This window comes from Algoriphagus marincola DSM 16067 (genome assembly GCF_000429405.1).
Lineage (GTDB): Bacteria > Bacteroidota > Bacteroidia > Cytophagales > Cyclobacteriaceae > Algoriphagus > Algoriphagus marincola.
The window spans coordinates 85967-110569 of the sequence record NZ_AUBU01000002.1 but is presented as its reverse complement, the minus strand read 5'-3'; the positions used below and the strand labels follow the sequence as shown (position 1 = coordinate 110569).

General features: G+C 44.5%; 21 protein-coding genes. 6 read left to right on the top strand and 15 right to left on the bottom strand.

What is annotated here, in order from left to right; genetic code table 11:
• Positions 1 to 24: 24 nt before the first annotated feature.
• The gene (locus G457_RS0103535) at positions 25 to 1683 is read left to right on the top strand and encodes a mechanosensitive ion channel family protein (RefSeq protein ID WP_026945231.1); all 1659 of its coding nucleotides are present in this window, start codon (positions 25 to 27) and stop codon (positions 1681 to 1683) included.
• On the opposite strand, the gene G457_RS0103530 is transcribed toward G457_RS0103535, so the two are convergent.
• From G457_RS0103530 to G457_RS20970, 4 genes are read right to left on the bottom strand one after another with little or no spacing between them, the layout of a single operon-like run.
• Positions 1680 to 3299: a TonB-dependent receptor plug domain-containing protein gene (locus tag G457_RS0103530; RefSeq protein ID WP_026945230.1), complete on the bottom strand. Its 1620-nt coding sequence runs from the start codon at positions 3297 to 3299 to the stop codon at positions 1680 to 1682. The two genes, G457_RS0103535 and G457_RS0103530, sit on opposite strands and share 4 nt — an antisense overlap.
• Entirely contained in the window at positions 3299 to 4456 is a 1158-nt protein-coding gene (locus G457_RS0103525) for a DUF4249 domain-containing protein (RefSeq protein ID WP_026945229.1), read from the bottom strand. The genes G457_RS0103530 and G457_RS0103525 overlap by 1 nt, the downstream gene beginning before the upstream one ends.
• Entirely contained in the window at positions 4456 to 7200 is a 2745-nt protein-coding gene (locus G457_RS0103520) for a TonB-dependent receptor (protein WP_155847072.1), read from the bottom strand. Before G457_RS0103520 ends, G457_RS0103525 begins: the two co-directional genes overlap by 1 nt.
• Complete coding sequence (locus tag G457_RS20970) at positions 7197 to 7910, bottom strand: hypothetical protein (RefSeq protein ID WP_051260689.1); 714 nt, start codon at positions 7908 to 7910, stop codon at positions 7197 to 7199. Before G457_RS20970 ends, G457_RS0103520 begins: the two co-directional genes overlap by 4 nt.
• A 115-nt stretch (positions 7911 to 8025) precedes the next feature.
• Between G457_RS20970 and G457_RS0103510 the strand changes: the two genes are divergently transcribed.
• On the top strand, positions 8026 to 8937 hold the full coding sequence (locus G457_RS0103510; protein ID WP_026945227.1) for a sugar phosphate isomerase/epimerase family protein: 912 nt from the start codon (positions 8026 to 8028) through the stop codon (positions 8935 to 8937).
• 348 nt (positions 8938 to 9285) lie between these two features.
• On the opposite strand, the gene cysM is transcribed toward G457_RS0103510, so the two are convergent.
• From cysM to G457_RS0103485, 4 genes are read right to left on the bottom strand one after another with little or no spacing between them, the layout of a single operon-like run.
• Complete coding sequence (gene cysM / locus G457_RS0103500; RefSeq protein WP_026945226.1) at positions 9286 to 10164, bottom strand: cysteine synthase CysM; 879 nt, start codon at positions 10162 to 10164, stop codon at positions 9286 to 9288.
• A gap of 1 nt (position 10165) precedes the next feature.
• Complete coding sequence (locus G457_RS0103495; RefSeq protein ID WP_026945225.1) at positions 10166 to 10996, bottom strand: serine O-acetyltransferase; 831 nt, start codon at positions 10994 to 10996, stop codon at positions 10166 to 10168.
• Between the two features lie 20 nt (positions 10997 to 11016).
• Complete coding sequence (locus G457_RS0103490; RefSeq protein WP_026945224.1) at positions 11017 to 11565, bottom strand: hypothetical protein; 549 nt, start codon at positions 11563 to 11565, stop codon at positions 11017 to 11019.
• Positions 11546 to 11833 carry an FtsB family cell division protein gene (locus G457_RS0103485; RefSeq protein WP_026945223.1) on the bottom strand — a complete coding sequence of 96 codons (288 nt, stop codon included), beginning with the start codon at positions 11831 to 11833 and terminating at the stop codon, positions 11546 to 11548. Before G457_RS0103485 ends, G457_RS0103490 begins: the two co-directional genes overlap by 20 nt.
• A gap of 192 nt (positions 11834 to 12025) precedes the next feature.
• On the opposite strand from G457_RS0103485, the gene G457_RS0103480 reads away from it, so the two are divergent.
• From G457_RS0103480 to G457_RS0103460, 4 genes are all read left to right on the top strand, one after another.
• Positions 12026 to 12904, top strand: coding sequence for a sugar phosphate isomerase/epimerase family protein (locus tag G457_RS0103480; RefSeq protein ID WP_026945222.1), 879 nt, complete (start codon positions 12026 to 12028; stop codon positions 12902 to 12904).
• A 54-nt stretch (positions 12905 to 12958) separates the two neighbouring features.
• The gene (locus G457_RS0103475; protein ID WP_026945221.1) at positions 12959 to 14317 is read left to right on the top strand and encodes a Gfo/Idh/MocA family oxidoreductase; all 1359 of its coding nucleotides are present in this window, start codon (positions 12959 to 12961) and stop codon (positions 14315 to 14317) included.
• A 3-nt stretch (positions 14318 to 14320) separates the two neighbouring features.
• Positions 14321 to 15379 (top strand): DUF6807 domain-containing protein, encoded by a 1059-nt coding sequence (locus G457_RS0103470; protein WP_081701373.1) that lies wholly within the window; start codon positions 14321 to 14323, stop codon positions 15377 to 15379.
• A 299-nt stretch (positions 15380 to 15678) separates the two neighbouring features.
• Positions 15679 to 18924 (top strand): sialidase family protein, encoded by a 3246-nt coding sequence (locus tag G457_RS0103460; RefSeq protein ID WP_026945219.1) that lies wholly within the window; start codon positions 15679 to 15681, stop codon positions 18922 to 18924.
• Between the two features lie 145 nt (positions 18925 to 19069).
• Here G457_RS0103460 and eno read toward each other — a convergent pair whose 3' ends face one another.
• From eno to rpsM, 7 genes are all read right to left on the bottom strand, one after another.
• Positions 19070 to 20353, bottom strand: a complete 1284-nt coding sequence (gene eno, locus G457_RS0103455) for a phosphopyruvate hydratase (protein ID WP_026945218.1) — start codon at positions 20351 to 20353, stop codon at positions 19070 to 19072.
• Between the two features lie 18 nt (positions 20354 to 20371).
• On the bottom strand, positions 20372 to 21469 hold the full coding sequence (carA, locus tag G457_RS0103450; protein WP_026945217.1) for a glutamine-hydrolyzing carbamoyl-phosphate synthase small subunit: 1098 nt from the start codon (positions 21467 to 21469) through the stop codon (positions 20372 to 20374).
• A 113-nt stretch (positions 21470 to 21582) separates the two neighbouring features.
• Positions 21583 to 22149, bottom strand: a complete 567-nt coding sequence (rplQ, locus tag G457_RS0103445) for a 50S ribosomal protein L17 (RefSeq protein ID WP_026945216.1) — start codon at positions 22147 to 22149, stop codon at positions 21583 to 21585.
• Positions 22150 to 22154: 5 nt separating this feature from the next.
• On the bottom strand, positions 22155 to 23144 hold the full coding sequence (locus tag G457_RS0103440) for a DNA-directed RNA polymerase subunit alpha (protein WP_026945215.1): 990 nt from the start codon (positions 23142 to 23144) through the stop codon (positions 22155 to 22157).
• A gap of 36 nt (positions 23145 to 23180) precedes the next feature.
• The gene (gene rpsD, locus G457_RS0103435) at positions 23181 to 23789 is read right to left on the bottom strand and encodes a 30S ribosomal protein S4 (protein WP_026945214.1); all 609 of its coding nucleotides are present in this window, start codon (positions 23787 to 23789) and stop codon (positions 23181 to 23183) included.
• An 18-nt stretch (positions 23790 to 23807) separates the two neighbouring features.
• Positions 23808 to 24206, bottom strand: coding sequence for a 30S ribosomal protein S11 (gene rpsK / locus G457_RS0103430; RefSeq protein WP_024284790.1), 399 nt, complete (start codon positions 24204 to 24206; stop codon positions 23808 to 23810).
• Between the two features lie 15 nt (positions 24207 to 24221).
• Entirely contained in the window at positions 24222 to 24599 is a 378-nt protein-coding gene (gene rpsM, locus G457_RS0103425) for a 30S ribosomal protein S13 (protein ID WP_024284789.1), read from the bottom strand.
• Positions 24600 to 24603 lie beyond the last annotated feature (4 nt).

The following is a 24603-nucleotide window of genomic DNA, read 5'->3' as shown; positions in this document are numbered from 1 at the left end:
TTACATTAGAACTAAACCGGAGCTATGTTTCGCAAAATATTTATAAGTTTTCCCCTTCTATTTGCTATTTCCCTACAGATTCAGGCGCAGTTGATTCGGGATAATACGGCAGCTATCACCGATCCTGCAAGGTCCAACCTGAGTACGCCTTATCATACCACACTGACCTTTTTCTACAATCTGGAGGATTCCAATTTTGCTCCTGAGCAGGCTGCAAAAGCTCTAAATCTCTCGGATGTTTCAAAGGACGAAGGGGAAAGTCTAAGTATCAAGCTTAAGCAGATTTTTGAGGGGCAAGGGATCATTATCCGAGCAAGTCAAATCCCAAGAATCGCCGACTATCAGGACACAACAGGAATAGTCGCAGAGAAAATCTACTATTTTGACCGCAATAAGCTTCCGGGAGTATTCCTGGAAAAAGTAGGCTCTCAGTGGCAGTTTTCAGCATTTACGGTCAGTCAGATCGAAGAAATGCACAAGAGTACCTACCCTTACGGTACGGATCGATTGCTCAACCTTCTACCTAAGATTGGAAATGAAAAATACCTGGGCTTCTATCTCTGGCAATTAGCAGGGCTCTTTTTCATCATCTTATTTGTTTTTATAGCCCATTTCTTTTTCACCTTTTTGGTTGATAAAGGCCTAGTTTTCTTATTCAGAAAACTAAATATTCAAAAACTCGGAGAGAGTTACCTCCTTCCTGTTGCGAAGGTGGTCAGTTACTTTTTGATAGTTCAAATCCTATCTCTTCTACTTCCGGTGCTACAGCTTCCGGTAGAGATTTGGTCATGGCTCGTGGTGATTCTACGGACGCTTAGGCCACTTTTGATCACCTTGATATTTTACAAGTTGGTCAATGTCCTGGCCATGTACTTTGCCCGATTAGCTACCAAAACAGAGTCCACGCTCGATGATCAGCTCGTTCCGCTTTTGAGAAAAACCCTCAAAGCATTTGTGGTCCTCATTGGTACACTTTTCATCCTAAAAGATGGGTTTAATCTCGATATCATTCCTTTCTTGACCGGTCTTTCCATTGGTGGTGTAGCCATTGCACTTGCCGCCCAAGACACCATCAAAAACTTCTTTGGTTCTGTCATGATCTTTATCGATAAGCCCTTTCAAGTGGGGGATTGGATCACATCCGGAGAAATTGACGGTACGGTTGAGGAAGTAGGATTTCGATCCACCCGGGTTCGAACCTTCCGAAATTCCGTGATGTACGTTCCAAACGGGAAAATGGCTGATGCCATCCTTGATAATCATGGACTTCGCGTCTATCGAAGATTTTACACCACTTTGACTGTCACCTACGACACCCCGCCGGAATTGATCGAGAAGTTTGTCAAAGGGCTTCGAGAAATCGTTTTAGCTCACCCTGATACCCGGAAGGACTATTTTCATATTTACTTCAATAACCTTTCGGCGTACAGTCAGGACGTGATGCTCTACATTTTCTTTACAGTTCCTACCTGGCCGGAAGAGCTCAGGGCTCGGCATGAAATCCTGATAAGCACCGTCAAACTAGCCAATGCGCTTGGAGTTCGATTTGCATTTCCTACTCAGACTCTCCACATGGAAAGTTTCCCCGAGAAAAAATCCTTGGTACCCGAAAATCCGGATGAGGCTACTTACCAAAAGAAGTTGGGCGATTTCCTATCGAAGGAATTGAAGAAAAAGGATTAATCAGGAGACTGAACCCGGAAGTAAGCCCTTCGGATCACTTCCCCATTTTCCCTCAATTCCACTTCAAAAGGCAAGGACAAATCCGGGATTTTAAGGTTTAGTGCATCACCATTCAATTTTGAAGCCTTCGGATCATTTGACCAGAAAAGGACGGATCTAAAATCACCGCGATTTATGCTTGAAGCTCCGAAGGTCTCTTGCTCCAATTGAACCGGCACTTGTATGCCAGGTGTCTGCTTGAAGAAGGCGTTGGTAGGTAAGGGGAAGCCTCCTACATTACTTTGATAGGAAGAGAAGCTCATCACCCCCTCGTAACGCTGATCATTGAGATAGAAGACTCGAGACAGAACCTCCAGCTTTTCAAAGTTCTTAGGATTAAAAGCCGCAAGCTGATCCGAGTCAAAAACCGGCATACCATCTACAAGCATCAGGGGATTTCCGGAGAAGGTATTTCCAAACTCATTAACTGATCGAAACTCCTTTTTTCCCTGCCTAGTCCGAACTGAAACCATCGGAACGTATTCTTTAATGACTGTTTCTACCGATTCAAATCGCGTGTAATCATCCAAGAGAAAAGTCCGATCTGCCACAAAGCCTGTCACGACCGGTATGGGTTCTTGCTCATACTTTTCGGTGTAAAATGTCTGTACTCCACTACTGATCAACAAATCCTGAAGGAAAGGCTGATCATTGGGACTGATTTTCAATTCTGGAAAAGAAAACCCACTCGCAAATTCAGTTCTCACAGCAGGGCTAAGGAATTCAAAGTCTAGCATTTCCCCATTTTGATCTGCCTGAGCAATCATAAAATCCCAATGCTTCAATCCCCCAATATCGAAATACAATTTCCCCTTTTCATCAGGTCTATCCGTGTACAAAGCAGACTCCCTTCCATGCACTGAAAGGAAATAAACCTTCGTCGTATCGACCGTTCTCGGATCAATCTGAGCAGCTACTATATGCCCAAACAACTCAGGCAAAAATTCACCTTGAGCCTTTCCGGAATAAATGGCTGAAGAAGGCAACCCGGCAGAATATTTCAGGTAGGGATTGTAAACTTTCACAAAAAGTTTCGTGGATTCTTTGAAAGCATTTGATCGAATACTAAGCTCCTCTCCTGCTTTGGCAAGAGGCTTCGAAAGGCTGAGATCGGTATCAGATTTAGGCAGATTTTCAAAAAACCCGGGATGATCTTCCGCTATCGCTGGTGGGATTTTTGGATTGAAAATGGTTACAAACTGCTGTTTGAGCCCCTTTTCCAAGTCCACCAAAGGACTAATTCGGGTAAACACCCGCAAAAGATAATGGTCAGAAGGAATATCCTTCGGGATTTCTAAGAAATGAAAAAGCTCCCCCTTTTCAAGTAAGAATTTAGACAAGTAAACGGATTGATTTTCCCGATTGAGGAGCTCCACGTAGAGAACCTGTGAGGTACTTGGCTTATCGTTTTGATACGCCGAAGCTTGAATCCAAACTTTCTCCCCAGTGAAGAAAATATTCTTGGGAACTGAAAAATCTACTGTTTCAGGTACGGCATTTTGTGCAAAAAGAGAAAGCGGAAGGAAAACCAAGCAGCAAATAGGTGCGAAATATTTCAAGCGATAGAATCTATTCATCAGAAGTCCTCCCAAAAATCAGGTTTCACATTTGACCCTCTGCGTGTACAGTCTACACAGGAAGCCCGCGCATAGCGGTAGCCGATCGGAATGAAGCCATTTTCAAGATAGACTGGCGTGGTAGGAATATTTCCTCCAGTTCTAAAATACTGGTCATAGTTAGCAACCAAGACTGTATCCGGCTCCAAAACACATCCAAAATATTCCTCCACTTCTGCTGGCCACGGAGCTACCTCCCGAATATCGATGTAAAGACGTTTTTGCTTAACCACTCCCAAACTGACCTGTCCGATGACTGGCGCATCTGGATTTTGATCCATGGTGATATTCCCCCCGATGATGGATGGAAGCGGGCTGAAAATAGACCCCAAATCATCCGAATTTTCCTTCAAAATCTCCCAAAACTCCACATCATCCTTGCTGATTGCTTTCTGGGAAATCAAAATACTATAGCGAAGCGAAAGTCGCTCGTCTCCCTGATTGATCTGTCGGATAGCCTGCCGGAAAACAAACTGATCCTCGAATCGGGAAGAAGTTTCCAACAAAAGATCCGAATTGGGACGACTCAAGTAGCAACGGTCAATTCGCTCCTCATCCGTACGAGGCACGATCTCTTGGGTCTCTGGCACATATTTGTCTAAAGATGTAAAGGGAGGCCTGAAAGCCCATGTTTCCTCGTAAGTCCAGAGAAAGTCATCGGCATTTTCATCACCCTGTGTGGTCAGGAAAATCTCCACCCCATCTTCATTCTTATCAAATCCCACATCGATGATATCAGGGGTGATAATGGGTCTTAGTTCCTCCGAGGTATAGCTTGCTCCGTTTTGCAAAAAGATCCGAAGCCGATAGACATCCGATTCTGAAATATCATGTGCAAATTCATACTTACCATCTCCCAACTCAGTGAGCGAGAAACGAGCCCCCGAGGTATTTTCCAAATAAATGGTTGCTCCATTGACCAAGTTATTGGTGAATCCATCACTCTGAATATTGGAGGTCAAGCTTAGAGACAGCTCACTGGGAATCCCCTCTGAGTCCAGGTATCCTTCCACCACGAGAACATCCAGATCGACCGGATCGATCTCGGGCTCGAAAGGCTCCCGACAGGCCGAAAACAGTCCAAGGAAAAATAAAATATATAGAAAGTTATACCGCATCAGAATTTGAAATTGTAGGTAATAAAAGGAATAGGTCGGGCGAAAATAGAAAGCTGATAGCCTTGGAGCTGCCCTTCTACTGCTGTGTAATAAACCGAGTAAGGATTGCTTCTTCCTAGCAAATTATAGACACCCAAGGACCAGGAAGAATGTGCCAGTTTCTTAACCTTATGATTTCCCTCCAAATTGACTGAGGCATCCAGTCGAAAGTAATCAGGAATCCGGTAAGCATTTCTTTCGGAGAAATAAACTCGCTCCGAACCGGCGTATTCAAACTTAGCAATCGGCAAAGTCACCGGTCTGCCTGTGCTGTAATTTCCATTCAAGGAGACATTGACCCGTTTGCTTAGCTCATAATTTGTCACCAAGACCACATGATGGGGTTGGTCAAAATTACTGGAGTAAAATTCCCCATTATTGATCTTTTCGATACTTGGTTCATCGGAAGTCCTCAGCAAAGAACGGGAGTAGGTATAGGCCAAGGAGCCTGTCAAAAGGCCGGAAGTCTTTTTCATCAAAAGCTCCACTCCATAGGCTTTACCGATAGAATTCAGGACATCCTGCTCAATATTTTCATTCAGAATCAAATCTGCCCCAGACCGATAATCCAGCAGATTATTCATGTAGCGATAATAGACTTCACCGGAAAACTCCAAGGTATTTCGCGCCATGTTTCGATAATAACCTACAGAAGCCTGACCTCCGGTTTGAGGTTTTAGATAGCGGTCACTCAGCTTCCAGCTATCTGTCGGTGCAATCGCTGAGGTATTGGACAGCAGGTGAAGGTTTTGCCGCATGGTGGTAAAGCCTGCCTTGATTGAGGATTGATTATCCAAGGTGTATCGACCCGATAGTCTAAACTCCGGACCATGATAGGTCTGAACTACCTGACCTGACCCGAAAGTCTCCTCCCCTATCACATTGCTCTCCGTGATTGGAGCTCCAGGCACATATTGATTGACTGTCAAAGGTCCAAGAAGCTGATAGAGCATATAGCGTCCACCATAGCTCAGGGAAAAGCGCTCATTGATCGTCCATTCATCTCCGAAATACACCGCAATCTCCCGCGCATTTTCATCTTCCAAATCCTCCGGGATCACGATAGACTCCGAGCCGAAAGGTAGATTGGTACCGGGATTGAGTTGATATTGAATACCATGCACCCCAAATTTATACAAGTGGTCCTCTCCTTTTCTGTATTCAAAATCCGCACGTAAGTGCCATTGCTTGACATCGAAGCTGAATTCGTAGGCGTTCAGAGGATTGTCTTCTCCGATGATGCCAAACTCATAGCCATCGTAGCCCACTGTAAATCTACCTTCCAGTTGATCATTGAAGTAGTGTCTCCAGGTCGCAGCCAAGTTGGTATTGCGATAGGAATAGGTCGTATCCGCGTCAAAAGCAAAATCATCCTGAGAGATATAGGAAGTGATTTCGAGTTGATTCTTGTCATTGAAGGTATGACGGAGATTGGCATTCAAATCATAAAAGGAAGCATTCGATCCTTCCAAGGCTGCTTCATCCTCCAGGAGATTCAAAGCCCAATCCGAGTAAGTAGTTCTTCCTCCCACTATGAAGGTGGTATTCTCTCCAAGGGGTCCTTCCAAACTCAGTCTACCGGTCATGATCCCAATGCCTCCACTTCCTCCGATTTTATCAGTTCGCCCAAATTTGGGTTCCACCTGAAGCACGGAAGAAAGCCTTCCTCCATAATTGACAGGCACTGAGCCCTTGTAAAGCTCCACCCCTGAAACCATATCGGGATTGAACGCTGAGAAAAAGCCAAAAACGTGTGCAGGATTGAAGACCGTGGACTGATTGTAAAGTATCAAGTTTTGATCGGCCGCACCACCGCGGACATTGAAGCCGACGCTGGCTTCTCCGACGGTATTCACACCCGGCAGGGTCAAAACACCTCTCAAAATATCCACCTCTCCCAGAATCGCAGGTAACTTCCGGACATCGGCTATGCTGATAGCCTGCACGCCCATATCCAATTTATTGATATTGTTCAAAGCACCCGAACTCACGACTACTTCGTCAAGGGAAAGGAAATTCTCCTGCACCTCCATATCCAATACTCCATCCCCAAAGAGCTCGATTTGACGTTGCTCTTGATAGCCTCCTGGATTTTGGACGATCAAGGTATGTCGACCCTTCGGCAGCTCCAGTCGGTACATTCCATTTTCGTCGGTAATGGCTTTCTGGTAATCTACCTTTTCGAAGATCACTGTCCCCAACATCGGTTCACCATTGTCGATATTGGTGATTTTCCCTCGTAAGACGGCCGTCCTCTTTGCTGGATCTTCATTTTCCTTACCAATTTCAAAGCGCATATTTCGGGCAAAGGCACCCATGGCAGAAGCATTCTTCCCGGAGGTACTTTCCACATCTACTTTCGGGTCAAAATATCCTCTAGCGAAGTCCACAGTGAGCTTTTCACCTTTGGTTATAAAAACCTTTCCATCAGGAGAAATAGAAAATTCCAAATCCGTTTCTTCCAAAACGCTACTCAAAAGATCCGAAAGCCCGGTTTCATTTACCTGAATATTGACCGTAATTCCTTCCACCAGCATGGGGTCGAAATAAAAGCGAAAATCGCTCTCGGACTCGATCTTTTCGGCAAATCGCTCAAAGCTCAAGCCTGCGTAGAAACCGGTAAACTTTGCCGAAGTCTGTGCCCAAACCTGCGTCACAGCGAGTCCAATAATTAAAATAAGTGATATTCGTATCGCTTTCATCATTGATCAGTTCTGGGTGAGTTGGCGAGCTGGAGCAAAGCGGTCAGATACTTTCTTCGATCCTTATTGTAATAGATTCTTTGGCGAGTAAGATTTTCGCGAATCGCCTTTTTTTCTACTCCGAGCACCTTGATCGCATCTTTCTTTTTCTTGACTGGGTAAAAAGTTCCTGCTTTGTACAAAAAGAAATCTTCGTACTCATCGTAATAGCCAATATAATCCCCCAATTCCCTTGCTCGTCTATCTAGTTTGTAATGCTTGGACAGAAGCCTGAAATCCCCGGAAGCAATCACTTCATAAAAACCATTTTTGTCATACAGATATCCTTCATTCCCGCTCAGCTGCACAAACTCTTTCCCGTCAGACAGGACAAAGCCGTCAATTTTGGAGGGCTTGATCAAAAGCTTCTGCGAAAAGAGGGGATGAAAAGTGATCACCTGATCATAGCGAATATCATAAAGCAAAGGTACATCGGGATAAAAAACCCGATTGATGGTCAGTCCCCCATTTTCGAAAGAACGGGTATCCAAAAAAGGAAACCCATCATAATTCCTCGGAGGCTCCGGATACTGCGCACCAGTGATGAGCTCCTGAAAGAAAGGAAGCTGCTCCTGGTACTTATCCAGATTTTGAAGATTCTCGCTGACAGCTTGACCGAATGACGAAACCGTCAAAAATACCCAGCTACCTAAAGAAAAAATTATTTTACGCATGGTCGAAATTACAAGAGTTTCTAATCCGAGATTTTCTATTTTTAAAAATATCTTTAAGTGGCTTCCTTTATCGATAGAAGGGAAAATGCCTCCACCAAATTGTTAAAAACCTATTATGACCAATCGCCGACAAGCCCTCAAGACCCTCGCCCTTACCTCCCTAGCCGCAACAGCACCACTGATACAGACGAAGGCAAAAGACAAAAAGCTACAACAGTTTCGATTTTCATTGAACACCTCCACTATACGGGGGCAAAAGCTGAGCCTCTCAGAAATGATTACTATCACCGCGCGGGCAGGCTACGATGGAATCGAACTGTGGATGATGGAAATCGATGCCTATTTGGAGTCTGGAAAAAGTCTCCAAGCCTTGAAAAAGGAATTGGACGATGCGGGAATAGAAGCGGTGAATGCCATTGGATTTGCGACATGGATGGCGCAGGACCAGGAGAAAAGCAAAAAAGGCTTTGCCCAAATCGAAAAGGAAATGAATCAGCTCGCAGCCATTGGTTGCAAGCGCATCGCCGCTCCTGCAATCGGTGCAGAAGCGCCGGTGGACTTATTTGAAGCTGGAGAAAAGTATGCTCAACTTCTGGAGCTTGGCCGCAAAACCGGCTGTATGCCACAATTGGAGTTTTGGGGAGCCTTTCCACCTTTCTATCAGTTGGGGCAGGCTCTGGCAGTCGCAGCCATGGCCAATGACCCGGATGCCCGATTGCTGCCGGATATTTATCATCTTTTCCGTGGAGATTCCGGTTTTGATGGGCTCAAACTTCTCAGTGGGAATGCAGTAGAAGTCTTCCATATGAATGATTTCCCCGGCACCCTGGCCCGAACAGAGCAAGAGGACAAGCATCGGGTATATCCTGGGGATGGTGTGGGGCCTTTGGCGGAAGTGGCACAGACCTTAAAGAATATGGGCGGAAATAAGATTCTCTCCCTTGAGCTCTTCAATCCAAGTCTATATGCCATGGATGCCGATGTCGTCGCCCGGACAGGTTTAGAAAAAATGAAGCAGTTTTTTTAAAAAGCACCAAGCCTTGGGGTTTTAAAAAGCTCGAGGGTATACTATGTTTTTCTTTTTATCCTTGATCATGCATTTGCCATATTTTCTTTGCTTGGCTTGTTGGAAGACCGATGACCGGTGACCGAAGTCCCAGCCACGGCTGGCAGGCGAAGCTTACGGATTCGGATCTTTTCAGCAGAAAACAAGCCTTCTTTTTGTCAATTCTGATAAGAAATCCGATAGCCTTTCGCCGATGTGAGTATCTCCACTCACGTGGACGTAAATAGGAAGTTTATCGGCTCGTGAAGACGCGAACCTGGGCATGGAGCTTTCCAAAAATTTTTCAATCTTCTAATTTTCCAATTCCCCTCACCCAAACAAATCCGAACTCAAATACCGGTCTCCACGGTCGCAGGTGATGCAGACAATTAGGCCTTCTTCGAGTTCTTCGGAAAGTTTGATAGCCGCGGTCAAAGCTCCTCCGCTACTCATGCCGGCTAGAATTCCTTCTTCCTTAGCCATTCGACGTGTCATTTGCGTAGCCTGTTCTTGGGACACATCGATCACCCGATCTACCCGTTCCTTTTCAAAAATTGCCGGCAAAAACTCTGGTGACCATCTTCGGATGCCGGGGATACTGGATCCATCCGTTGGCTGCGTACCTACGATCTGAATAGCTGGATTTTTTTCTTTCAAAAAGCGAGATACTCCCATGATAGTCCCGGTCGTCCCCATTGCCGAAACAAAATGAGTAACTTTTCCATCGGTATCATTCCAGATTTCGGGTCCAGTGGTTTTGTAGTGAGCTAGGTAATTATCCGGATTGGCAAATTGATTGAGCATGAAATATCCCTCTTTCTCGTTCATCTCTTCTGCAAGGGTACGGGAATACTCGATGGTTTTGGCAGCAGGTGTCAAGATGACTTTCGCTCCGTAAGCTTCCATGGAAAGTACCCGCTCCCGGGTAGAATTATCGGGCATAATCAGGGTCATATCCAGACCCAAGACCTTTGCCACCATCGCAAGGGCAATTCCGGTATTTCCGCTGGTAGCTTCCACCAATTTATCGCCCTTTTTGATCTCCCCTCTATCCAAGGCAGATTGGAGCATATTAAAAGCAGCTCGGTCCTTCACACTTCCTCCAGGGTTTTGACCTTCCATTTTGCAGAGGATCTTGACCTTGGGATTGACAGGAATATGCTGGAGCTCCACCAGAGGTGTATTTCCAATTAATTCAAAAAGCTTCATACTAGTCGTTTTTAAAGATATACAAATCCGTTTTGGATGAGTCGGCGTGGTGCATTTGGGCTTGGTAGTAAACCTTTGAGCCCGGATCAACTGACTTGGTAAGCCAGACATTTCCACCAATCGTACTGCCTTTTCCGATGACGGTCTTCCCTCCCAAAATTGTCGCCCCTGCATAGATCACCACTCCGTCTTCAATGGTTGGATGTCTTTTGCTATCGGCATCGGCCTTGTCCACACTCAATGCCCCAAGGGTAACGCCCTGATAGATTTTGACATGATTTCCGATAATCGTTGTTTCTCCGATCACCACTCCTGTCCCGTGATCGATACAGAAGTGTTGCCCAATTTGAGCTCCCGGGTGAATATCAATTCCGGTTCGGCTGTGAGCGATCTCCGTGATCATCCGAGGAATCAGTTTAATCCCCAAAAGATGAAGCTCATGGGCGATTCGATAGGCAGCAATGGCATAAAACCCTGGGTAGGACCTCAAAATCTCTGTTCGGGACTTGGCTGCGGGGTCACCTGCATACATGGCGTCCACATCCTGATTGATCCAATCGTAGATTCGCTCTAGATTGTCGAAAAACTGTCTTCCTAACTCCAGTCCGTCCTGCTCATGCAGATGGGTATTTCTCTGAAGAATCTTTGAAAGCCGCTCCTGAAGTTCCTCCATTCGGGCTTTGAGCTTAGATTTTTCCTTGATTTTCTGCACAGAATGCTCTGGAAAAAGCAATCCCAATAAGCTTTCAAAAAACTGTTGGATGACCTGTGGGGAAGGGCAATCCGAGCATTCTTGATGAGATTGATGGAGTTTTTCGAGAAATGAATTCATAGAATAGGCTTGATGTGCATTTACAACACAAAACCCACTCGAATCACATAAGGTTCACCATAAGGCGAGCGTCGATTATCATGGAGGACATTGTAGAGAAAGGTAAAATTGGCTCCGCCCCTACCTCCTCCGAAGGGTGCAAAATAACCACCTCCCAGAAAAAGTCCATTTACCCAAATGCGCTCAAACCGTTCAGAGGCCAGATTGTAATTCTCAAAATTGATGGATTCATACTCGGCATGTAGGAAAATATTGGGGAGGACATTGTAGCGATTGAACAAGCGCCCGCCATAAGTGGAAGAGGATCCTCCTATAAATCTGCGGTCGTCAAAATATTGATAAGTGATTCCAATACCTGCTGAATATTTATCAGTAATCATCACCCCCGCCAAAGGAGAGACATCGATCAAAGTTACAGTTCCGAACTGCATCCCGAAATTTCCTCCGAAATACAATCTATCCTTGAATGAGGTGCTGTCGCTATAGATCGGGCGCTGCGCATAAGCTAAGCTTGAAAACAAAAAAAGGCCAAAGAAGATGGCCAGGAATTTATTTTTTGACAATGACATAGAGATCTTCGCTTTCTTTCTTCATCAGGTATTTTTCACGGGCAAACTTCTCCATAAGTTCCGGATTGCTCATCAATTCTTCCCGCTCAGCTTTAATTTTTTCCTTCCGCTTCAGGTAATACTCTTTTCTATCCTCCAATTCAGAAAGCTTTCTGCTCAGTTTGAATTGATTGATCAAATTATTGGAGTCGATAAAAATCATCCAGCAAAGAAAGAAAGCCCCTGCCAAGAAATAGAAATTGGTGGTGAGTTTGAAAAATCTCTTCATGATGCTACAATTTAAAACAAAGGAGTGCAAAGTTCATGCAAATTTTAAAAGATCGTGGAAAAAAGAATCGCAATCTCTTTGATCATAGCTCCTGACTCATGCATGATAAATAGCCCGATTTTCCCGAATCGATTCCGAAGATTTTCAGGCCTTTAGGAATATTCTCCTCTCTTTTATCTGTATTTTAAGTGCATGGAAGTAGAAAAAATACATCGGAGAACATTCCTTAGAAATACTGTTTTGGTCACCGGATCTCTAGGCTTGCTGCCCTTTTCACCGGCTTTATCGGCAGAAAAGCGGTCCAAAATGCACTTTGGGCTAGTTACCTATGAGTGGGGCAAAGATTGGGACCTTCCTACCCTCATCAGCAATTGTGAAAAGACAGGCGTACTCGGGGTAGAACTTCGCACTCAGCATGCCCATGGTGTAGAGAGCGGCCTGAGTAAAGCCCAAAGAGCAGAAGTCAAAAAGCGATTTGCAGATAGTCCAGTCACTTGCTTAGGCTATGGAAGCAACTATGAATACCATAGCCCTGACCCGGAGAAGCTAAAGCAAAATATTGAAGGAACTAAGGCTTACATCCAGCTATGTCATGATATCGGCGCCACTGGCATCAAAGTCAAGCCCAACTATTTGCCTCCTGAGATCCCTCGAGAAAAGACCATCTCCCAAATTGCTGCTTCCTTCAATGAAGTGGGAAAGTTTGCTCAGGATTATGGACAAGAAATCCGGGTGGAAGTTCATGGACAGTACACCCAAGAGCTTCCGGTGATGAAAGCGATTTTTGACCAAGTCACCGAACCCAATGTGAAAATCTGCTGGAATTGCAATGAGGAGGATCTTCTTTCCCCGGGCTTGGGAGCCAATTTTCATTCAGTGAAAAAGTGGTTTGGGGATACCGTGCATGTACGGGAATTTAACGTTGGGAACTACCCCTACCCGGACTTATTCAGGCTTTTCAAGGAAATGGATTATGAAGGTTGGATTTTGCTCGAAGCCAGAACCAAGCCAGCCGATCGAATAGAAGCCCTACAAGAGCAACACGAGCTTTTTAATGCACTAGTCAAATAGATCAATGTCCAAATCATTAAATCAGAACCCAAAACACCAAAACCCATACTAACCATGAACGATCAATCCAGAAGAGATTTTCTGAAAAAGTCCGCTTTGACCACTGCCGGAATAGGCTTTGGTGCGATGGCTTTTTCCCCGAAAAGTTACAGCCGAATCATTGGAGCAAATGATCGGGTAAATGTCGGCATAGTTGGCTTTTCCGACCGCGCCAAATATGCCTTGATACCGGCTATGCTTGTCCACGCCAAAGAGATGAATTATCAGTTTACTGCAGTATCAGACATCTGGAGTCGGCGTCGAGACGAATGCCAGGCTTACCTGAAGGATAAGGCGGATTTGTCTATTGCTGCCTGTAGAAATAATGATGAACTCTACGATCGAAAAGATGTGGATGCCGTCATCATCAGTACTGCAGATTTTCAGCATGCTCTTCATTGCAAAGAAGCAGTGGAAGCCGGAAGGGATGTGTATGTGGAAAAACCATTTGCCGAAACAATGGCGGATAATCGGGCAGCAAAAGAGGCGGTCCTCCGCACCGGAAAAATAGTACAGGTTGGTTCTCAGCGAAGAAGTGGCGCCAATTACCACGCTGCCAATAAATTTATCAAAGACGGAAAATTCGGAGATATCGTAGCAGTGGAAATGACCTGGAATGTCAATCAACCGGGCCGCTGGAGACTACCCGAATTGACACAGGAAATCCGCAAGGAAGATACAGATTGGGATAGATTCCTTATGAATCGACCTAAAGTGGCCTGGGACCCTCGAAAGTACCTGGAATTCCGACTCTTTTGGCCTTTTTCTTCTGGGATTCCAGGACAGTGGATGGCTCATCAGATTGATACCGTGCATTGGTTTACCGACTTGCCGCATCCAAGAAGTGTAGCAGCCAATGGAGGAATTTACCTTTGGAAAGACGGACGGGAAAATTTTGACACCATGACTGCTGTATTTGATTACGGACCTTTAAACGATGCCAGTAAAGGCTTTCAGGTAATTTATTCGTCCCGATTCACTAATTCGGCGGGCGGAACGAAGGAGATTTATTACTCCAATTCGGGAGAGCTCAATCTGGATACAAATAAAATAACTCCAAATGGCGGACTTCGGGAAAATCATGCAAAACGGATGGGGATGAAAGAAAATCTACTTCCTGAAATGTCCCTTGCAGAGGCTGCTGCAGTGGAGACAGGTGCTAATACGGGTGTAGATAATCTCACTTCTGCTCATATGCGAAACTGGATGGAATGTGTTCGTTCTCGCCAAAAGCCCAATGCAGATGTCATGGCTGGCTACAATCATTCCATCGCCAATATCATGACCACCGCTGCACTTCGCACCGGTCAGTTTGTAACCTTCGATGAGGAAAAGCAAGAGGTCTTGGCAGGAGGTAAACCTTTCCAATATTAGGCCATGCTTTGGATCAAAAAAATCAACTGGGGGACAGTAGCCATACTGCTGTCCCTCTTTTTGGGTACTCAAGGAACACTTCAGGCACAAGCAGATCAAATTAAACTGCTCCAAAAGGATGCTGAGAAAAAAGTGGAGGTACTAATTGGAGACCAGCTTTTTACCAGCTACTACTATCCAGAATCCATCGCAAAGCCAGTATTATACCCTATCATTAGCTCAGGAGGAAAGGAAATCACCCGAGGATTTCCACTAGCTCCAAGACCAGGAGAACGAGTGGACCACCCTCATCATGTTGGACATTGGATGAATTATGGGGATGTAAATGGACTTGACTTCTGGAATAATTCAGATGCTATACCTGCTGATAAAAAAGAGCGCTATGGAACAATCAGGCATGCGGGAATCTCCGAGATAAAGGAAAATAAAAATAGCGCAGAGTTAGTGGTGACCATGGATTGGTTAACTCCCGATGGCAAAGTTTTATTGAAAGAAAAAACCCGGTTTGTATTTTTCTCCGAAGGAAAAAAACGAGGTATAGACCGAATTTCTACCCTGACTGCTCAGGGAGAGCCAGTTTTCATGAAGGACAACAAAGAGGGTGTCTTTGCTATTCGTGTGGCAAGGGAATTGGAGCACCCTTCTGATAAGCCCGAGCTATTCACTGATGCAAACGGTAATCCTACCACGGTTCCCTCCCTAAACAATGAAGGAGTTACGGGAAAATATCGAAGTAGCGCCGGAAAAGAAGGGGATGAGGTTTGGGGAACGCGAGGGGAATGGGTGACGTTGGACGGGGAAATTGATCAGGAAAAAGTCTCTGTAGTAATTTTGGATCACCCTGACAATCCGGGTTATCCCACCTATTGGCATGCTCGGGGCTACGGACTTTTTTCAGCCAATCCTTTGGGTCAAAAAGAGCTGAGTGGTGGAAAAGATATTCTGGATTTCAAATTAAGCCCGGGAGAATCCGTCACCTTTCGATACCGGATTTTGCTTTACTCAGGAAAGCATCCCGATGACAAAAAATTGAATTCGGAGGCGAAGAGCTTTGCAAAGTAATCTTTACTTTAATTCGCAAAAAATCACCCGTTAGCGGTCAGTTTTAGCTTCAAAATGGGACATTCTATCATTTTACTAGAATTTTCATTTCCCGATTTCAAGCTTGAATCGATCTCGCTGCTGGCAATTCTTGATAGTTTTTTGAAGGATCTTTAAAAGAGCATCCGGTATTTTTTTTAATGAAAGCTCTCCAAAAACACAATCAGAAATTACCGCCTAGCGAATTGAATTATTTAGGTTGAGAAAATTTAGCGATATTAATTGCTAATGAAAAAAATCACTCACCTAGCAACAATACCATGCGTAAACTTTATCTAATCATTTTGTCCTTTGCGCTTCTTTGGAGTCCTTCTTTTGCACAAAAGAAAAACTCCGAGGAAAAAGCTAAGGATCTCGCTTCTCAAAGTTTCTCGGCATTTGCCTGGAGAAATATCGGGCCTGCATTTACCTCAGGCCGAATTGCTGATATTGCCATTCACCCAAACAACCGTAATGTCTGGTATGTAGGCGTAGCATCTGGTGGCGTCTGGAAAACAGAAAATGCAGGTACCACCTGGACTCCTATTTTTGACGATCAGCCAGTATTTGCCATTGGCTGTGTCACTATTGATCCTGTCAACCCTAACCGTGTTTGGGTGGGAACCGGGGAAAACAACGGCGGTCGACACATCTCTTTCGGGGATGGGGTCTACCTCAGCGAAGACGGTGGATCCACTTGGAAAAATATGGGACTGAAGAATTCGCAGCACATTGGAAAAATCATCGTTCATCCCGAAAATTCAGACGTAATCCTAGTTGCCTCTCAGGGTCCACTTTGGAGTAGCGGTGGAGATCGTGGATTCTATCGCTCCGAGGATGGGGGGAGAACTTGGGAAAAGACTCTCGGAGATGAGGAATGGACAGGAGTAGCAGATGCCGTGATCGACCCAATAAATCCTGATGTCGTGTATGCTGCCACTTGGCAAAGACACAGAACGGTAGCCGGATATCTTGGCGGCGGACCTAAATCTGGAGTTCACAAATCGACAGATGGAGGAAAAACCTGGACCGAATTGACTAATGGTATTCCTGGAGGAATCAAAGGAAAAATCGGTTTGGCGATAAGCCCTCAAAACCCAGATTATGTATATGCTGCGATTGAATTGATTAGAAGAACCGGCGGGGTATTCTTGAGTACCAATCAAGGCGCTTCCTGGACAAAAATGTCAGATACCGTATCTGGAGCTACTGGTCCTCACTACTATCAGGAACTAATTGCAGACCCACATCGCTTCGGTGCGATTTACTTGATCGATGTTCGCATGCAGGTTTCCTACGATCATGGAAAAACCTTTGCTCTTTTGAACACTGACGCTACTCACTCAGATAGTCATTCCTTGAATTTCATTGCCGATGAGCCTGACTTTATGCTTTTGGGTACAGATGGCGGTATTTACGAGACCCTAGACGGCACCAAATCTTGGAGATACATTAAAAATCTGCCGGTGACGCAATACTATAAAGTGGCTGTGGATGATGCGGCACCTTTCTACAATGTCTATGGAGGTACACAAGACAACGGATCCCATGGAGGCCCTTCCAGAACAGACGATGAAAATGGAATTCGCAATGCCCACTGGTCAAGAGTGCTGGGTGGTGACGGTCATCAGTCTGCTGTAGAGCCCGGTAATCCTGATATCGGGTATGCTGAGTCTCAGCAAGGCTACCTACATCGTCTGGATCGAATCACTGGTGAATCGGTATACATCCAGCCACAGCCTGGACCGAATGAAGGGGAAGAGCGTTTCAACTGGGATTCTCCGATTTTGCCAAGTCAGCATGTACCTAGCACCATTTACTTTGCTTCGCAAAGAGTCTGGAAATCCACAGATCGAGGAGATTCCTGGACGGCGATTTCCGGAGATCTTACGACCGGAAGGGATCGAATTACTGAGCCCATCATGGGTAAAAATCAAAGTTGGGATCATGCCTGGGATATGTATGCTATGTCTGAATTCAGCACTATTTCTTCGCTTGGTGAATCCCCAATCAATCCCGATGTCCTTTATGCAGGTACGGACGATGGACTGATTCAATACACCACAGATGGTGGAGAAAACTGGAACAAAGTGCCTGTCAGTAGCATCCCTGGCGTTCCTAAAAATGCCTTTGTAAACGATATCCGTGCGGATTTATTTGATGAAGCCACAGTCTATGTGGTCTTAGATAATCATAAGGAAGGCGATTTCAAGCCTTATGTCGCAAAGAGCACCAACTATGGGGCTAGCTGGACTTTGATTACAAATGGACTCCCTACTCCCCTACTTACTTGGAGAATCGTGCAGGATCATGAGAAAGAAGGGCTTCTATTCTTGGCAACCGAATTTGGGGTTTACTTTTCCATCAATGGAGGAGGAAAATGGATGGAGCTGAATGGTGGCTTACCGACCATTTCTTTCAGAGATATCACTATACAGCGTAGAGAAAATGATCTGGTAGGAGCTTCATTTGGAAGAGGCTTCTTCGTGTTGGATGATTACAGTGCCTTGAGAGAAATCTCAGAGGAGATGCTGGATCAGGAAGCACAACTTTTCACTCCTAGAGATGGCTATTGGTACGTACCCAAAAACGCTGTACGATATATGGGTGACGACTATTGGTCAGCTCCAAATCCTGAGTTTGGGGTTACTTTCACCTATTTTATCAAAGAAGGTATGAGTACCCTAAAGGCCGATCGACAGAAGGCCGAAAAAGAAATGGGTGATGCCTCGATACCTTTCCCTGGCTTTGATGCTATTGAAGCAGAGATGATGGAAAAAGCTCCAGAGGTCCACCTTGAGATTTATGATACCGATGGAAACTTTGTACAACGGGTGAAGGCAAAAAATGCTACCGGCATTCATAGAATGACTTGGGATCTGACGATGGCAAGTCAGGGAGTCATTGATCCAGACCGTCTTCGAGCAGGAGGTTTTGGTGGAATGATGGCCTTGCCTGGCACTTACTCTGCCAAATTAATAGCCTACAAGGATGGGGAAATAACCCCGATGGGAGCCCCCGTCTCTTTCGAAGTAAAACCTCTTCGTGAGGGTGCCCTTCCTGGTAAGAGTCTTTCTGAAATAAAAGCCTTCCGAGCTGAGATAAGTGAATTTGCCAACGAATTGACTTTGGCTGAATCCGACCTGGAGAAAGCTCTCAAGCAAGTTCAGGCAATGCAAGTGGCCGTCAGCAGGTCTGAAAAAATGGATGCAGCTTTGGTCAAGGATCTCCACGAAGCTGAGATGGATTTGAAAATGCTGGAAAGCAAAATGAATGGAAACCTGGCTAAGCGAGAGCTACAGGACAATAAAGCACCAACAGTCACTGATAGACTCTATGCTGCATACGGTGGAGCAACAGGAACTTATGGTCCAACAGGCATGCAAAAAGGAGCTCTTGAAGCTGGTAAAACAGAATTTGCTCCAATTAAGGCCGAGTTGGAGCAGATGAATGGAAATACAATCCCTGCACTTGCTGCTAGGGTAAGAGCATTGGGTGCACCACCCATTGATGGATTGGACAACTAATGAAAAGCTCGGGCATCTATTATTCCAGTACTTGAAGAATTTTAAGGGACTTGGGGTAAAATAAAAGACGGCAAAAAAGCCGTCTTTTTTCTTGTTAAGCCACCTCCTAGCAATATTTACTGGAGAGGGAAATTACTTGTTAGAATTACTTTAAGCGCCCCTTAAATACAGCCGATTCGCCCAACTGCTCTTCGATTCTTAGCAATTGATTGTACTTAGCCATACGGTCAGATCGAGAAGCAGACCCGGTTTTAATTTGTCCAGTATTTAAAGCTACAGCCAAATCTGCGATGGTAGAATCTTCAGTTTCACCAGATCTGTGAGACATCACAGCAGTAAACCCAGCTTTATGAGCCATATTCACTGCATTGATCGTCTCAGTTAATGTACCGATCTGATTAACCTTGATTAAGATAGAGTTGGCAGATTTCTCTTTGATTCCACGCTCCAAAAACTTCACATTAGTCACGAAAAGATCATCACCAACTAACTGAACACGATCACCGATTTTGGCAGTCAGCATTGCCCAACCTTCCCAGTCATCTTCTGCACATCCATCCTCGATCGAGTCGATTGGATACTTTTCAGTCAACTCAGCCAAATAAGCCACTTGCTCTTCTCTTGAACGAACTTTACCAGATGGACCTTCAAATTTTGCATAATCGTACTTGCCATCCACAAAAAACTCAGAAGCAGCGCAGTCCAAAGCGATTGTGACTTGCTCGCCAGCTTTGTAGCCAGCTTTTGAGATTGCATCTAGAATACTTCCTAGTGCTTCCTCAGTTCCACCAGAGAAATTCGGCGCAAATCCACCTTCATCCCCTACTGCAGTCACCAAATTTTTATCGTGAAGAATCTTCTTCAAGTGATGGAAAATCTCTGCTCCCATTCGGATGGCCTCAGAGAAACTTTCTGCTCCTACGGGACGAATCATAAACTCCTGGAATGCAATAGGTGCATCAGAGTGGGATCCTCCGTTAATGATATTCATCATTGGAACTGGAAGTGTATTGGCATTTACGCCACCGATGTATCGGTATAAAGGCTGTCCTGACTCCATCGCAGCAGCTTTTGCCACAGCAAGAGAAACACCCAAAATAGCATTTGCACCCAATTTGCCTTTGTTTGGAGTGCCATCAAGCTCAATCATGATCTGATCAATCAAATTTTGCTCAAAGACATCAAAGCCAACAAGCTCGGATGCGATGATATCATTGACATTGGCAACGGCTTTTAGAACGCCTTTGCCCAAATATACATTTTTGTCTCCGTCTCTAAGTTCTACAGCTTCATTTGCACCGGTAGAAGCACCACTAGGTACTGCAGCTCGGCCAAATGCGCCATTTTCAGTAACGACATCTACCTCGATAGTAGGATTTCCTCTAGAGTCGAGGATTTGTCTTGCATGAATTGATTGAATCAAAGTCATAGTATAAAAGGTTTGAGATTAGTTTTTATTGATTAATGCGATAAAGTCATCGAAAAGATAGCGAGAATCATGGGGTCCCGGAGAAGACTCGGGGTGGTACTGTACAGAGAAAGCGGGTTTGTTGTTAAGCTTAATCCCAGCCACGGTATTATCATTCAGATGAACATGTGTGATTTCAACTTCTGCATGTTTTTCGGCGTCCTCTCTTACGATATTGAAACCATGGTTTTGAGAGGTAATTTCACTTTTCCCTGTAAAGAGATTCTTAATCGGATGATTGATGCCTCTATGACCATGGTGCATCTTGAATGTAGAAATTCCCACCGCTTCTGCAAGCAATTGATGTCCAAGGCAGATCCCAAAGACAGGCTTATTCGTAGCCAAAACATCCTTAACAGTTTCCACTGCATAATCCATAGCAGCAGGATCACCAGGTCCATTGGATAGGAAGTATGCATCAGGTGCCCAAGTCTCCATTTCGGCTAGCGATGTTTTAGCGGGGAAAACCTTGCAGTAGACACCACGCGAAGCGAGGTTTCGAAGAATATTCTTTTTGATTCCGAAATCCAGACACGCAACGCGGATAGGAGCATCCTCATTGCCAAAAAAGTAAGGTTCCTTTGTACAGACTTGAGAGGAAAGTTCCAGTCCATTCATATCTGGAAGCTTTTCTAATTCAGCTTTAAGACCTTCCAAATCTCCTTCATACTCAGAACTAATGATAGCATTCATCGCCCCCTGAGAACGGATATGCCTCACGAGCTTTCTGGTATCAATATCTGCAATTCCGGTAATGCTATTGGAAACCAAATAGTCCTGCAACGAACCATGACCATCTAGTCTAGAGTAGATCTCGGAAAAACTATTCACCACAATACCACCAATCGTTGGGTGGTCTGATTCTACTTCTTCATTATGGACACCGTAATTCCCAATATGGGAGGTAGTGGTCACAATCACCTGTCCGGTGTAGGATGGGTCGGTATAAATTTCTTGATATCCAGTCATACCGGTGTTGAAGCAAATTTCTCCACCATTTGTACCTGGATTTCCGATCAGCGAGCCATGGAAAATTGTTCCATCTGCAAGTAATAGGGTAGCTTTCTTTTTTATCATGATGTGAAGGATTGGCCAAAGTTAAATATTTCTGAGAAGGTGAGGAATCTATGGGCATAAAAAAAGGATTGAACTAACGTCCAATCCTTTAATTATATTCAGAGATCAACCATTTAGTTTTTCTCAGATTCTTCATTTGACTCATTAGAAGCATCATCTGCCTCGTTTGTAGACTCTTCAGTTGAAGTTTCAGCTGCTGGAGCTACTTCCTTCTTCTCAGCCGCTGGAGCTGCAGATGCAGTTTCAGCAACCTTAGAACCTGAACCTCTACGAGATCTTCTAGTAGTCTTCTTAGCTGGCTTGCTGTCTTTCAACATTAGCTCATTGAAGTCAACCAATTCGATGATACACATCTCAGCGTTATCACCAAGACGAAATCCAGTTTTGATGATTCTAGTATAACCACCTGGACGAGTACCCACTTTCGCGATTACTTCACCAAATAGTGCTTTGATACCATCCTTATTTTTAAGGTAAGAAAATGCAACTCGACGATTGTGAGTAGTATCTTCTTTTGCTCTCGTGATAAGAGGCTCTACGTATTTTTTTAATTCTTTAGCCTTTGCAAGCGTGGTAGAGATACGCTTGTGAAGAATCAAGGACGTGGCCATATTGGAGAGCATTGCTTTCCTGTGGGCTGCCTTTCTTCCAAGGTGGTTGAATTTCTTGCCGTGTCTCATTTTATTTATTCTTCATCAAGTTTATACTTTGAAATATCCATCCCAAAGGTCAAACCTTTGTCTTGGATCAACTGCTCCAATTCTGCAAGTGACTTCTTACCAAAATTTCTGAATTTCATCATGTCAGAAATTTCCAACTTAGCAAGATCACCCAAGGTCTTCACGTCAGCTGCTTTGAGACAATTGAATGCTCTAACAGAAAGGTCAAGATCACTCAATGAAGTTTTAAGAAGCTTACGCATGTGAAGGAATTCCTCATCAATTGGCTCTGGCTCAGCAATTCCTGTTGAATCCAAAACCATGGTCTGGTCAGAAAACAACATGAAGTGTTGAATCAGAATTTTAGCAGATTCTTGAAGTGCTTTCTCAGGGTGGATAGATCCATCTGTAGAAACTTCCAAGATTAGTTTTTCGAAGTCAGTCTTCTGCTCAACTCGCGTATTTTCTACACTATACTTTACATTCTTAATCGGTGTAAAGATGGCGTCGATTGCGATTTGACCGAAAACTTGCTCCTTTGGTTTGGACTCTTCAGCAGGTAGGTATCCTCTACCCTTTTCGATAGTGAGTTCAATTTCGAAAGTTTTGGACTCGTCAATGTGACAGATTACCAAATCCGGATTCAAGATCTCAAAAGAAGAGGTGAACTTGGCAATGTCCCCAGCAGTGAAGACAGACTGGTTTTTTACCTCCACAGTGATTTTTCCGTCAAAAGCTTCGTGAACTTTCTTGAAACGCACCTGCTTCAGGTTCAAAATAATGTCGGTCACATCTTCCACTACACCTTCGATGGTAGAAAACTCATGCACCACTCCAGGAATCTTGATGGAAGTGATGGCATAACCCTCCAGCGAAGAAAGCAATATCCTTCTCAGAGCGTTACCGATAGTAACTCCATACCCTTTTTCTAGTGGCTTAAAAGTGAAGAGGCCATGGAAGTCATCGGCTTTCTCCATTACCACTTTCTCGGGCATTTGAAATGCTAATATGGACATATATTGTTCGTTGTTTTATGCTGAAAATAGGAAATATTACTTAGAGTAAAGTTCGACGATCAGCTGTTCTTTGATATTCTCAGGAATATCGTCACGAACAGGGATGCTAACAAACTTACCCGTCAAAGTAGGCTTATCAAACTCAAGCCAAGAGTATCTCTGCGCACCAGAGTTGCCAGCAAGGCTACTCGTGATAGCTTCAAGAGATTTCGAACGCTCACGTACTGAAACCACGTCTCCAGGCTTCAATGAGTAAGACGGAATATTTACCACCTCACCATTCACAAGGATATGCTTGTGAGAAACAAGCTGTCTTGCACCTCTACGAGTAGGAGCGATTCCCATTCTGTAGACTGTGTTGTCAAGTCTTGCCTCTAGGAGTTGAAGAAGGTTTTCACCGGTGATACCGCCCTTACGAGATGCGATGTCAAACATTTTGGCGAATTGACGCTCCAATACACCATAGATGTATTTTGCTTTCTGCTTTTCAGCAAGCTGGATTGCGTATTCAGATTGTTTCTTTCTTCTACCTCTTCCGTGCTGTCCAGGAGGATAGTTTTTCTTCTGAAGTGCTTTGCTGTGCCCTTCGATAGGCTCGCCAAATTTTCTGGCGATCTTGGATTTAGGACCTGTATATCTAGCCATTCTTTTTCTTTTTTAAAATTAAACTCGTCTACGCTTAGGAGGTCTACAACCGTTATGTGGCATAGGAGTCACGTCGATAATGGTAGTCACATCCAATCCCACATTTTGCAACGTACGAATAGCTGATTCACGACCGGAACCAGGACCTTTGACAAAGACCTCAATTTTTCTCATTCCCAAGTCATAAGCAACTTGTCCGCAATTTTGAGCGGCCATTTGCGCAGCATAAGGAGTGTTTTTCTTCGAACCTCTGAATCCCATTTTACCGGCAGACGCCCAAGAGATCACTTGTCCAGCATTGTTGGTAATGGAGATGATGATATTGTTGAATGAGGCTTTGATATGAGCCTGGCCTACTGCTTCAACTTTTACAACTCGCTTTTTACCTTTCGATTTATCGTTTCTTTTCTGAGCCATAATCTAATTCAGGTTTTATTTAGTTGCCTTCTTCTTGTTAGCAACAGTTTTACGCTTACCCTTTCTTGTTCTGGCGTTGTTTTTGGTCTTTTGACCACGCACAGGAAGGCCTTTTCTGTGTCTCAAGCCTCTGTAGCAACCGATATCCATCAATCGCTTGATGTTCAGTTGAACTTCAGATTTCAAAACACCTTCAGTCCGGAATTCTTCCGAAATGATATTTCGGATAGTAGTGGACTCGTCGTCATCCCATTCGCCAGCCTTCTTGTCAAAGGAAATTCCAGCTTTACTTAGGATCGCTCTGGCTGAGCTTCTACCGATACCGAAGATATAGGTAAGCCCGATTTCGCCTCGCTTATGGTCTGGTATATCTACACCTGCAATTCTAGCCATAATC